At 69.4% G+C, this 10,434-nt stretch carries 13 protein-coding genes; 6 read left to right on the top strand and 7 right to left on the bottom strand.

Annotated elements, in window-relative coordinates; all coding sequences use genetic code 11:
* Positions 1 to 543: 543 nt before the first annotated feature.
* The gene (gene groES / locus DT074_RS26780; protein WP_119422907.1) at positions 544 to 831 is read left to right on the top strand and encodes a co-chaperone GroES; all 288 of its coding nucleotides are present in this window, start codon (positions 544 to 546) and stop codon (positions 829 to 831) included.
* Positions 832 to 845: 14 nt separating this feature from the next.
* Positions 846 to 2,477 carry a chaperonin GroEL gene (gene groL / locus DT074_RS26775; protein ID WP_119422906.1) on the top strand — a complete coding sequence of 544 codons (1,632 nt, stop codon included), beginning with the start codon at positions 846 to 848 and terminating at the stop codon, positions 2,475 to 2,477.
* Positions 2,478 to 2,534: 57 nt separating this feature from the next.
* Here groL and pdxR read toward each other — a convergent pair whose 3' ends face one another.
* Positions 2,535 to 4,013, bottom strand: coding sequence for a MocR-like pyridoxine biosynthesis transcription factor PdxR (pdxR, locus tag DT074_RS26770; protein WP_368744937.1), 1,479 nt, complete (start codon positions 4,011 to 4,013; stop codon positions 2,535 to 2,537).
* Between the two features lie 127 nt (positions 4,014 to 4,140).
* On the opposite strand from pdxR, the gene DT074_RS26765 reads away from it, so the two are divergent.
* Genes DT074_RS26765 through DT074_RS26755 form a run of 3 tightly spaced genes read left to right on the top strand, consistent with a single transcriptional unit; the run spans position 4,141 to position 6,070 of the window.
* Positions 4,141 to 4,758 (top strand): FMN-binding negative transcriptional regulator, encoded by a 618-nt coding sequence (locus DT074_RS26765; RefSeq protein WP_119422904.1) that lies wholly within the window; start codon positions 4,141 to 4,143, stop codon positions 4,756 to 4,758.
* The gene (locus DT074_RS26760; RefSeq protein ID WP_368744936.1) at positions 4,755 to 5,378 is read left to right on the top strand and encodes a GNAT family N-acetyltransferase; all 624 of its coding nucleotides are present in this window, start codon (positions 4,755 to 4,757) and stop codon (positions 5,376 to 5,378) included. Before DT074_RS26765 ends, DT074_RS26760 begins: the two co-directional genes overlap by 4 nt.
* Positions 5,375 to 6,070 carry a pyridoxamine 5'-phosphate oxidase family protein gene (locus DT074_RS26755; protein ID WP_119422903.1) on the top strand — a complete coding sequence of 232 codons (696 nt, stop codon included), beginning with the start codon at positions 5,375 to 5,377 and terminating at the stop codon, positions 6,068 to 6,070. Before DT074_RS26760 ends, DT074_RS26755 begins: the two co-directional genes overlap by 4 nt.
* 137 nt (positions 6,071 to 6,207) lie before the next feature.
* Here DT074_RS26755 and DT074_RS26750 read toward each other — a convergent pair whose 3' ends face one another.
* Both DT074_RS26750 and dapA read right to left on the bottom strand, forming a co-directional pair.
* Positions 6,208 to 6,432, bottom strand: a complete 225-nt coding sequence (locus tag DT074_RS26750; RefSeq protein WP_119422902.1) for a hypothetical protein — start codon at positions 6,430 to 6,432, stop codon at positions 6,208 to 6,210.
* A 180-nt stretch (positions 6,433 to 6,612) separates the two neighbouring features.
* A complete protein-coding gene (gene dapA / locus DT074_RS26745; RefSeq protein ID WP_119422901.1) occupies positions 6,613 to 7,539 on the bottom strand; it encodes a 4-hydroxy-tetrahydrodipicolinate synthase in 927 nt (308 codons plus the stop codon).
* Between the two features lie 258 nt (positions 7,540 to 7,797).
* Here dapA and DT074_RS26740 point away from each other — a divergent pair, with 258 nt between their 5' ends.
* Positions 7,798 to 8,472, top strand: coding sequence for a carbonic anhydrase (locus tag DT074_RS26740; RefSeq protein ID WP_119422900.1), 675 nt, complete (start codon positions 7,798 to 7,800; stop codon positions 8,470 to 8,472).
* Here the strand turns inward: DT074_RS26740 and soxA are convergent.
* From soxA to soxX, 4 genes are all read right to left on the bottom strand, one after another.
* Positions 8,469 to 9,233: a sulfur oxidation c-type cytochrome SoxA gene (gene soxA, locus DT074_RS26735; RefSeq protein WP_119422899.1), complete on the bottom strand. Its 765-nt coding sequence runs from the start codon at positions 9,231 to 9,233 to the stop codon at positions 8,469 to 8,471. The genes DT074_RS26740 and soxA overlap by 4 nt on opposite strands.
* A gap of 13 nt (positions 9,234 to 9,246) precedes the next feature.
* Positions 9,247 to 9,567 (bottom strand): thiosulfate oxidation carrier complex protein SoxZ, encoded by a 321-nt coding sequence (gene soxZ / locus DT074_RS26730; protein ID WP_119422898.1) that lies wholly within the window; start codon positions 9,565 to 9,567, stop codon positions 9,247 to 9,249.
* A 3-nt stretch (positions 9,568 to 9,570) separates the two neighbouring features.
* The gene (locus DT074_RS26725; RefSeq protein ID WP_119422909.1) at positions 9,571 to 10,023 is read right to left on the bottom strand and encodes a SoxY-related AACIE arm protein; all 453 of its coding nucleotides are present in this window, start codon (positions 10,021 to 10,023) and stop codon (positions 9,571 to 9,573) included.
* A gap of 17 nt (positions 10,024 to 10,040) precedes the next feature.
* On the bottom strand, positions 10,041 to 10,434 hold a 394-nt coding region (soxX, locus tag DT074_RS26720), incomplete at its 5' end, for a sulfur oxidation c-type cytochrome SoxX (RefSeq protein ID WP_368744935.1).

The following is a 10,434-nucleotide window of genomic DNA, read 5'->3' as shown; positions in this document are numbered from 1 at the left end:
GAACAGGAGCGCCGCGGAACAGGAGCGCCGCGGAACAGGAGCGCCGCGGAACAGGAGCGCCGCGGAACAGGAGCGCCGCGGAACAGGAGCGCCGCGGAACAGGAGCGCCGCGGAACAGAAGCGCCGCGGGCCAAGCCAGCACTGCCTCTCCGCCCGCGAAGCGGGGGGAGAGGGAAGGAGAGGTGGGGAGGATGCGCTTTCCGGAGAAGGCCGGTGCCGGCGGCGCGGCCCTTACCTCACCCGGCGCTGCGCGCCGACCTCTCCCTTCCCTGAAGGGAACGGAGAGGTGACAGAGCCGCGGAACAGATGCGCCCCTGCCGTTGTGCGACACTGCCCCCACCCAACCCTGCCCCCATGGCTTCGCCACGGGGGAGGGCCAAGGAGGGAACAGATGCGCCGCGATTGATGCGCGTCCGGGAGGGACCTGGCCGCTCCGGCATTGACTCCTCGGTAACCCCTCGCTAAGACCCTGGCACTCGCTGGGCCTGAGTGCTAGCAGCGAGCGGAATTGCCGCAAGGCACAAGCAATCGGTTGGAGGACATATGAAATTTCGTCCGCTGCACGATCGCGTCCTGGTCAAGCGCCTCGAAGGCGAGGAGAAGACCAAGGGCGGGATCATCATCCCCGACACCGCCAAGGAAAAGCCGATGGAGGGCAAGGTGGTGTCCGTCGGTCCCGGCGCCCGGGGCGAGGACGGCAAGTTGATCCCGCTCGACGTCAAGAAGGGCGACAAGATCCTGTTCGGCAAGTGGTCGGGCACCGAGGTCAAGATGGACGGCGACGAGCTGCTCATCATGAAGGAGTCCGACATCATGGGCATCATCGAGTAAGGGAGCGCAGGCATATGGCTGCAAAGGAAGTACGTTTCGGCGGCGACGCCCGCCAACGGATGCTGCGCGGCGTCGACATCCTGGCCGACGCGGTGAAGGTGACCTTGGGCCCGAAGGGCCGCAACGTGGTGCTCGACAAGTCGTTCGGCGCGCCGCGCATCACCAAGGACGGCGTGACGGTCGCGAAAGAGATCGAGCTCGCCGACAAGTTCGAGAACATGGGCGCCCAGATGGTGCGCGAAGTGGCCTCGAAGACCAACGACACCGCCGGTGACGGCACCACCACGGCGACGGTTCTCGCCCAGGCGATCGTGCGCGAGGGCGCCAAGGCGGTGGCCGCCGGCATGAACCCGATGGACCTGAAGCGCGGCGTCGACAAGGCGGTCGAGGTCGTCATCGCGGACCTGAAGAAGCGCTCGGTCAACGTCTCGTCCGAGGAGCAGATCTCCCAGGTCGGCACCATCTCGGCCAATGGCGAGAGCGAGATCGGCGAGATGATCGCCAAGGCGATGCAGAAGGTCGGCAAGGAAGGCGTGATCACGGTCGAGGAGGCGAAGAGCCTGGAGACCGAGCTCGACATCGTCGAGGGCATGCAGTTCGACCGCGGCTATGTCTCGCCCTATTTCGTCACCAACGCCGACAAGATGACGGCGGAGCTCGAGAACCCCTACATCCTGATCCACGAGAAGAAGCTCTCGGGGCTGCAGGCCATGTTGCCGGTGCTCGAGGCGGTGGTGCAGTCGGGCCGTCCGCTGATGATCATCGCCGAGGACATCGAGGGTGAAGCCCTCGCGACCCTGGTGGTGAACAAGCTGCGCGGCGGTCTCAAGGTCGCGGCGGTGAAGGCGCCGGGCTTCGGCGATCGCCGCAAGGCGATGCTGGAAGACATCGCGACCCTGACCGCCGGCCAGGTGATCTCCGAAGATCTCGGCATCAAGCTCGAGAACGTCGCGCTCAACATGCTCGGCACCGCCAAGCGGGTGAAGATCGACAAGGAGAACACCACCATCGTCGACGGCGCCGGCAAGAAGAAGGACATCGAGGCGCGCTGCGGGCAGATCCGCCAGCAGATCGAGGAGACGACGTCCGACTACGACCGCGAGAAGCTGCAGGAGCGGCTGGCGAAGCTGGCCGGCGGCGTGGCGGTGATCAAGGTCGGCGGCGCCACCGAGGTCGAGGTGAAGGAGCGCAAGGACCGCGTCGACGACGCGCTCCATGCGACCCGCGCCGCGGTCGAGGAAGGCATCGTCCCGGGCGGCGGCTCGGCGCTGCTCTATGCGATCCGCGCCCTCGAAGGCCTGAAGGCGTCGAACGACGACCAGCGGGTCGGCATGGAGATCGTCCGCAAGGCGCTCCAGGCCCCGGTCCGTCAGATCGCCGAGAATGCCGGCGTCGACGGCTCCGTCGTGGTCGGCAAGCTGCTCGAGCAGAAGAACGCCAAGCTGGGCTTCGACGCCCAGGCCGGCGAGTACACCGACATGATCAAGGCGGGGATCATCGACCCGACCAAGGTGGTGCGCTGCGCCCTGCAGGACGCCTCCTCGGTCGCCGGTCTGCTGATCACCACCGAGGCCATGGTCGCCGAGAAGCCGGAGAAGAAGGACCCGATGCCGCAGATGCCGCCCGGCGGCGGCATGGACTTCTGATCTGCTTCGATCAGGTCTGCTACCCGAAGGGCCGCCCGCAAGGCGGCCCTTCTTCTTTCAGCGGAGGCTGGCGATTGCCGACGCGAGCTTGGCCGTGGCGCGGTCGATCTCGCGTTCGCCGACGCCGGCGAAGCCGAGCAGGAGGCCGTTGTGACGTGCTTTGCCGGTGTCGAAGGCGGAGAGGGGGGCAATGGTGACGCCGGCCGTGGCTGCGGCCTGCGCGATGACGGTATCGGCGAGCCTGGGCACCAGGATATCCGCCACCGCATGCAGGCCGGCATCGATCGGGCGGAGCGAGAGCACGCCCGACAGGTGCTTGGCGAAGGCGCGTTCCAGCGCTTCCTTGCGCTCGGCATAGCGCTTGCGGGACTTGCGGATATGCGTGGCGAAGGCGCCGCTGGCGATGAACTCGGCGAGCGCCGGCTGCGCCACGATCGAGGGATGGTCGTCGATCGCCGAGCGCACGCGCAGGAACGGCTCGACCAGCGCTTCCGGCAGCACGAGGTAGCCGAGCCGGAGCGCCGGGAACATCACCTTGGAGAAGCTGCCGACATAGATGACGCGGCCGCCTGAATCGAGACCCTGCAGCGAGGGGATCGGCCGGCCGTCATAGCGGTACTCGCTATCGTAATCGTCCTCCAGGATGAAGGCGTCCGCTTCCGCCGCCCACTCGATCAGCTCGAGCCGGCGGCCCAAGGTCATGGTGGTGCCGAGCGGGAACTGATGCGAGGGCGAGACGAAGGCGAGCCGCGCCTGCGGCGCCCGCTTTCTTCCCTCGGCGACGGAGAGGCCTTCGGCGTCGACCGGCAGCGGCACCGGCGCGACATCGGCGGCGGCCAGCACGGCACGAAAGCCGGCATAGCCCGGATCCTCGATCCAGACCTGCTCGCGCGGCTCCAGCATGACGCGCACGGCGAGGTCGAGGCCGGCCTGGGCGCCGGCGGTGACGATGACCTGCCCGGGCGTCGCCTGGGTGGCGCGGAAGGCGTTCAGATAGGCGGCGATGGCTTCGCGCAGCGGGAGGTAGCCGGCGGCGTCCCGCGCGGTGAGCAGCTCGCGCGGCGGCCGGCGCCAGTGCTTGGCGATCAGACGGCCCCAGATGTCGAACGGAAAGCCGTCGAGATCCGGAATGCCGACGCCGAAGGCCCGCGCCGGGCGCGAGCGCGGCCGCTGGATCTCGGTCACCGCCGCGGCGCGGGTCGAGATGCGGCGGAGCACGGCATCGGCACGTGGGCTCGATTTTTGTCCTGCCTTCGGTTTCGGCGCGGCGAGATGCGCCTCGGGCGTCAGTGCCGCCACATAGGTGCCGGCGCCGACTTTGCCCTCGAGATATCCCTCGGCCGAGAGCTGCTCGAAGGCGGCCAGCACCGTGTTGCGGGAGACGCCGAGATCGCGTGCGAGCAGGCGGGTCGGCGGCAGGCGGAAGCGCGGCGCGAGGCGGCCGGACAGCACGGCCTCGCGCAGCTCGCGCACCAGCTGCTGCTGCAGCGGCAGCTCGCCGGCCGGATCGAGCCGCAGTGCGAGCAGCTCGCCCACATCGGCGATTGGCCCTGTCGCGATTGGCCCTGCCGATTTTGTACGATTGGTGCTGTGCATGGGGCCAATCTGGCGATACATCGCAGGCTTGGGAAGGGCCTTTCCGGTCCCAAGCTGAGGTTTCGCCATGTACGTGCCGCGCCATTTCGCCATGAACGACCGGGCCGCGATGGTCGCCCTGATGCGCGAGAACCCGTTCGCCGCGCTGATCGGCGCCGATGCGGAGGGCGTGCCGCTGGCGAGCCATATCCCGGTATCCGTCAATGATGACGGCACGCTGCTCACCGCCCATGTCGCGCGCGCCAATCCGCATGTCCAGCTGATCGAGGCGGGGCGTCCGGCGCTGGTCGTGTTCTCGGGTCCGCATGCCTATGTCTCGCCGCGCTGGTACGCGTCGAGCCCGCAGGTGCCGACCTGGAATTATCTCGCCGTGCACGCCTATGGCACGCCGAAGCCGATCACTGATGAAGCGCGGGTGCGCAACCTGCTGGCCGAGCTCGCCGCCACGCATGACGGCGACTATCCGGATGCCTGGTCGTTCGGCGCGCTGCCGGAGAAATACGTTGCGGCCATGGTGCGCGGCCTGTTCGCCTTCGAGATCCCGATCGATCGCCTGGAGGGCAAGGCGAAGCTGTCGCAGAACAAGTCGGCCGCCGATATCGCCGGCGCCGTCGCGGGGCTTCGGGCCGAGGGCTCTGCCGAGGCGACGGCGATGGCCGGCCTGATGGAGACGGCGAAGCCATGAGCGCAGGCATATTGACGGCCGGCATGATGCCGGACCAGGTCACCCTGATCGGCGAATTCGTCGCGCTGGAGCCGATGGCGGAGCGCCACCGCGAGGAGCTGCGCGAGGCGGCGGGCGATGGCTCGGCCTATTGGCCCTATCTGCCGATGAAGAGCGGCTTCGATGCGGCGATGGACACCAACCTCGCGGCGCAGGCGAAGTCGGAGCGTCTGCCCTATGTAGTCCGCCTGCGCGCCGATGGTCGCGTCGTCGGATCGACCAGCTATCTCAACATCGCAGCCCGTGATCGCCGGCTCGAGATCGGCAGCACCTGGTATCACCCCTCGGTCTGGGCCGGGGTGGTGAACCCCGAATGCAAGCGGCTGTTGTTCGGGCAGGCCTTCGACGATTGGGGCGCGAACCGCGTGGAGCTGCGCTGCGACGGCCGCAACGCGCGTTCGCGGGCCGCGATCGCCCGGCTCGGCGCGGTGGAGGAGGCGGTGCTGCGCCGGCACATGTATGCGCCCGACGGCCATCTGCGCGACACCGTCGTGTTCGCCGTGCTGCGCGAGGAATGGCCCAAGGTGCGCGACGGCCTCGACCGGCGCCTGGCGGCGGCGCGGGAGGCGAGGGCGGCATGAGCGCGGATTTCAAGCCGACCGCTAGGTCGAAGGTGAAGCGGCTGCACAAGCGGGCGCATTATGACCGCGCCACCGTCTACGCGATCATCGATGCCGCGGTGCTGGCGCATGTCGGCTACGTGATCGACGGCCAGCCCTTCGTCACGCCGACCAATATCTGGCGCGAGGGCGACCGGGTGCTGTGGCATGGCTCGATGGCGAGCCGCATGTTGAAGACGGTGCGCGAGGGCGTGCCGGTCTGCGTCACCATCACCCATCTCGACGGGCTGGTGATGGCGCGCTCGGCCTTCCATCATTCGGTCAACTACCGCAGCGCCATGCTGTTCGGCCGCGCCGAGATGGTGACCGACAAGGCGGCGAAGGCCCGCGCACTGGAAGCCTTCGTCGAGCGCGTCGCGCCCGGCCGCTGGGCGACGCTCCGGCCGATGACGGCGCAGGAGCTGAAGGGGACGATGGTGGTCGGGATGACGATCGACGAGGCGGCGGCAAAGGTGCGCACCGGCCCGCCGGTCGACGACGAGCCGGACTACGCCCTTCCGATCTGGGCGGGGGTCGTGCCGCTCACGCTCACGGCCGGCCAGCCGATCGCGGACCCGCGGGTGGCTACCGGCACGCCGGTGCCTTCGAGCCTCGCGCGCTATGACATCGAAGCTTATGGACGCGAGGCGCCGCGCGCGGACGCCGCGGGGTAGCCGCCGCTAATAGCGATAGATCTTGCCGTGATTGTCGCTCGGGCCCTGGCGGTATTCCCAGCGTTCGGGATAATTGGCCGCACCGGCACGGAAAAGGTGCCCGCCGGCCCCAGGAGGCCGGCGGGACCTGCCTTGTCCTAGTACCGGCCGCGGTCCCAGCCTCCGCGATGGCCGTCGCGGTCGTGCTGGTGATGATGGCCGTGGAAGCCCTTCTTGCCCCGGTCGTAGCGGGTGTCGTTGTCGTCGACGACGACGCAGCCGCTCAACAGCACCGCCAGGCTCGCCGCCGCGGCGGCCAGGGTCATGGTGCCGAAGCGCCGGCCGGCGCCGGTCGGAGCGGTCTGGTTCAGGTTGGTCGACATTGTCTCTCTCCTTCTTTGCCTGCCGCGCGTCGCGCGCGATCGGCGGCAGCAAGAAGGCTGGGGACCCTCTGAGGAGGAAAGGCGGCGCGATTGCGCGCGGATCAAGGCATTGGCGCACGCGAACGGGAATGCGGACGGCGCAGGAAACGCCGTCCGTCTTCGTAGTCGCTCTTGTGTGCTTCAGGCCGCCGCGGCCTTCGGCGCCGCCGCTCGCTCTGCCATCGCGCGGTCGATCCGCTCGGCGAGCGCCGGACTGACGCCGGTCATCGGCAGGCGCACTTCCGGGCTGTCGATCAGGCCGGCGCGCCACAACCAATGCTTGATCGGCGCCGGGCTCGGCTCGGCGAACAACAGCCGCGGCAGGTCGACGAGCTGACGCCAGGCGAGCAGGGCGGTGGCGTGGTCGCCGTCCAGCACGGTGGCGCAGATGCGGGCGAAGGCCGCCGTCTCGACATGGGCTGCGGCGAGAATACCGCCATCGGCGCCCTGGGTCAGCGCGCTGTAGAGCAGGGCGTCCTCCCCCGTCAGCACGGAGAAGCCGCTCGGCCGCGCACGCAAGAGGTCGAAGCTCTGCGCCGCGTCGGCGCAGCAATCCTTGACGCCGACGATGTTGGGCAGCGCGGCGAGCCGCAGCATCGTCTCGTTCGTCATGTTGACGCCGGTGCGATAGGGGATGTTGTAGATCATGATCGGCCGCGCGGTGCCGTCCGCGAGCGCGGCGAATTGCCGGTACAGCCCGTCCTGCGACGGCCGGACGTAATAGGGGCAGGCGATCAGATAGCCGTCGATCGGCCAGTCGCTGGTCGCCGCGAGTTCCTTGCAGAGCTTGCGCGTGTCCACGCCCGAGAGACCGAGAAAGATCGGCAGCGTGCCCTTGGTCTCGGCTGCCGCGGCTTCGACCAGGCGGCGGGTCTCGTCCGCGTCGAGCGTGAGGCCCTCCCCGGTCGTGGCGGCGAGGATCAGGCCGTCGATCGGCTGTTCGGCATAATGGCGCAGCATGCGCCGCAGCGAATGCTCGTCGAGCGCGCCGTCGCGGAACGGCGTGACCAGCGGCAGCCAGACGCCCTGCGGCTTCTGTCTTCGGGATTGGGTTCCGTGGGTAGGCATGTCGGCCGTCTCCTTCGGCGGTTCGGGCCGGCGGCAGGGGCGGACATGAAAAGACCCCGACCGATCCGGCGGGGCCCTGGTGATCCTCGGTTGCGTGAGTGCGTCAGCGCAGGCGCGGATCCTCGGTCCCCGGCGGGGGAGCTTTGGCTTTCGCGGCTACGTTCATCAGGCGACGCATGGGCGGCATCTTGCCGGCCGCGCCCAGGCTGTCAATGGCGGATATTGGGATGACATGCGGTTTCTGCTATTGCCTGTGCCATGTTTCCCGAACGCCTCACCCAAGGATACCGCGCCTTCCTCGACGGCCGTTTCGCCAGCGAGCGGACGCGCTACGAGATGCTGGCCGAGAGGGGCCAGCGCCCGGAGATTATGGTGGTCGGCTGCGTCGATTCCCGGGTCTCGCCGGAGGTCATCTTCGATGCCGCGCCGGGCGAGCTTCTGGTCGTCCGCAACGTCGCCAACATCGTGCCGCGCTACGAGCCGGACCGGGATTCACAGCACGGCACCAGCGCCGCGCTGGAATTCGGCGTGCAGGCGCTCAAGGTGAAGCACATCGTCGTTCTCGGGCACGCTTTCTGCGGCGGCATCCGCGCCTTTGCCGACGAACAGGAGCCGCTCTCGCCCGGCGATTTCATCGGCCGCTGGATGTCGCAGATCGCGCCGGCCGCGGAGAGCCTGGGCCCGCGCGCCAAGGATGACGGTGAAGGCTATCTCCGGCGGCTGGAATTCGCTTCCGTCGAGCTCAGCCTGCAGAACCTGATGACCTTCCCCTGCGTACGCATCCTGGTGGAGCGGGGGCGGCTCGCGCTGCACGGCGCCTATTTCGGCGTCGCGTCGGGCCGCCTTCTGGTGCGCGACGCGGCGACCGGCCGGTTCGAGCCGGTGGCCGGCGATCTCACCGCCGCGTTGCCCAAATTCAGCGGCGATTTCTAGGGGCGGATCGCCGGCGTCTCCAGCGGCAGGCCGCGCGCGCGCCACATCAGGTAGAGCTCGAGCTCCACATATTCCGCCGCGCCGGGCGGAAAGGGCTCCGCCCGCACGCCGGTCAGGCAGCCGCGGATGCGCCGCTGCAGCGAGCCCAGGCCCTGCCATTCCAGCCGGTACAACGGATAGCCGGTCGGATGCGCCTGCGGGATGACGCTGCCGGCCAGCCGCTTGCCCCAATTGTCGTCGTGGCATTGCGCGCAGGCGAAATCGAGCTGGCCCATGCGCTGGCGATACAGCGCCTCCCCCCGCGCACGATACGGCGCCAGGCGCGGATCCTCCGGCGGCGCGATCGGCTGCTCACGCGATTGATGCGCGACGAAGGCGGTGAGACCGAGCAGCGGCTGGCTTTCCGCCGGCAGCGGCGATGCCTGCTGGCGTTCGGTGCGACAGATGTTGATGCGTTCGGCGAGATCGACCGGCCCGCCGCTGGCCGCGTCGAAGGCCGGATAGCGCGCGGCCACACCGCGCATCGTCTCGGCCGCCTCGCCATGGCATTCGGCGCAGGCCGGCGCCGAGGGCGCGGGCCTGTCGCGCCACAGCGCGGCGCCGTCCTGCACCCAGAGCATGCCGGGATTGGCACCGTCGTCCTGCTGCATGGCCTGGTTCTCGCGGCTCATGAAATCGAAGCCGGAGCGGCGGTCGGCCGGTGCGATCTCGCCGGCCGCCGCCGGCAGCGCGACCAGCAGGGCGAGCGCCCAGGTCTTCATGCAGCGGTGGCCTTCATGCGACGGTGAGCGTACGCGTCTCGGTCTGCACGAAGCCGTTGTCGCCGGACCAGGTGAAGCGGAGCGTGCCGCTCGCCGTCGCCACCGTGGTGAAGGTGAGGAAGGGATTGGCGGCGATGGCGGGGTGCAGGTCGGCGACGAAGATCTCGGCATCGTCATAGCTGCAGACGAAGCGGGTAATGATGTCGCGCGGCAGCATCTGGCCGTTCGGGCCGGGGCGGAAGCCGGTCTCCATCGGGTGCTGGATCAAGGTCTTGATCTCGATCACCTCGCCCGGCCGCGCGGTCGAGGGCAGGTTGATCAGCGCGCGCGCCATCGATCAGCCCTCCACGCAGGCGGCGAGCGTCACGATCACCTCGGCGCCGGTCTGCCGGAAGCTGCCGTCGCTCATCTCGGCGATGGCGGTGACGCGCTGGGTGTCGGCGAGGCGGACCCGCGTCGCCACCACGGCGCGGCCGGCGCGCGGGCCAAGCTGAAAGCTGGCCACCTGCGGCAGCGGATTCTTCTCGTTGAACAGCACGATGCGGCGCACATGGTCGGCCGGCGTCATCGGGCTGTCGACCGTGACGGTCACCGCCACGGAGTTGCCGTTCTCGACCAGCGGCGGCACGTCGAGATGCATCCGGCCCTCGCGCAGCGGGGCGTCGCCGACCAGTTCGCGGATCGCCGCCCGCATCGTCTCCGGCGTCGCCCGTGCCGGGCGCAATGCCAGCAGCGCGGCGGCGCCGGCACCGAGAGCCACGGCTTCGCGCCGGCTGGGACGAAAGGGCATGGTTTCGCTCATGCGGCTCACTCGCGCAGGGTCGACAGGAAGGCTATCACGTCCTCGATCTCGGCCGCGCTCAACGCTGGCTTGCCGGCCCAGGCGCTGCCGACCCGCGTCAGGCTGTCGACGCGATAGTAGGACGGCATGATCGTGTCGGGATTGAGACGCCGGGGATCGACCAGCCTGAGGCGCAGCTGGCCGGCATTCCAGCGCGTGCCGGCGCCGGCCAGGTCCGGCGCCAGGTTGCCCTGGAAGCGCTCCTCCGGAAACGGCCCGGTATGGCAGAGCAGGCAGAGGCCGCGCTGGCGGCTCGCGACGATGGCGCGGCCGCGCGCCGGATCGCCCAAGCCGGCGGCGAGCGGCGCCGGGATCGCATCCCCGACCACCGTGACCGCGGGCAGCGGCGCCGCGGCGGCG

Source organism: Desertibaculum subflavum (assembly GCA_003576705.1).
Classification (GTDB): domain Bacteria; phylum Pseudomonadota; class Alphaproteobacteria; order Ferrovibrionales; family Ferrovibrionaceae; genus Desertibaculum; species Desertibaculum subflavum.
The sequence above is the reverse complement of the archived record's forward strand: the minus strand, read 5'-3'. Positions and strand labels throughout refer to the sequence as shown.

What these genes read in the sequence shown, in the direction of transcription:
- groES (WP_119422907.1), top strand. Translation starts at nt 544, where the DNA reads ATGAAATTTCGTCCGCTGCACGATCGCGTCCTGGTCAAGCGCCTCGAA.
- groL (WP_119422906.1), top strand. Translation starts at nt 846, where the DNA reads ATGGCTGCAAAGGAAGTACGTTTCGGCGGCGACGCCCGCCAACGGATG.
- DT074_RS26765 (WP_119422904.1), top strand. Translation starts at nt 4,141, where the DNA reads ATGTACGTGCCGCGCCATTTCGCCATGAACGACCGGGCCGCGATGGTC.
- DT074_RS26760 (WP_368744936.1), top strand. Translation starts at nt 4,755, where the DNA reads ATGAGCGCAGGCATATTGACGGCCGGCATGATGCCGGACCAGGTCACC.
- DT074_RS26755 (WP_119422903.1), top strand. Translation starts at nt 5,375, where the DNA reads ATGAGCGCGGATTTCAAGCCGACCGCTAGGTCGAAGGTGAAGCGGCTG.
- DT074_RS26750 (WP_119422902.1), bottom strand. Translation starts at nt 6,432, where the DNA reads ATGTCGACCAACCTGAACCAGACCGCTCCGACCGGCGCCGGCCGGCGC.
- dapA (WP_119422901.1), bottom strand. Translation starts at nt 7,539, where the DNA reads ATGCCTACCCACGGAACCCAATCCCGAAGACAGAAGCCGCAGGGCGTC.
- DT074_RS26740 (WP_119422900.1), top strand. Translation starts at nt 7,798, where the DNA reads ATGTTTCCCGAACGCCTCACCCAAGGATACCGCGCCTTCCTCGACGGC.
- soxA (WP_119422899.1), bottom strand. Translation starts at nt 9,233, where the DNA reads ATGAAGACCTGGGCGCTCGCCCTGCTGGTCGCGCTGCCGGCGGCGGCC.
- soxZ (WP_119422898.1), bottom strand. Translation starts at nt 9,567, where the DNA reads ATGGCGCGCGCGCTGATCAACCTGCCCTCGACCGCGCGGCCGGGCGAG.
- DT074_RS26725 (WP_119422909.1), bottom strand. Translation starts at nt 10,023, where the DNA reads ATGCCCTTTCGTCCCAGCCGGCGCGAAGCCGTGGCTCTCGGTGCCGGC.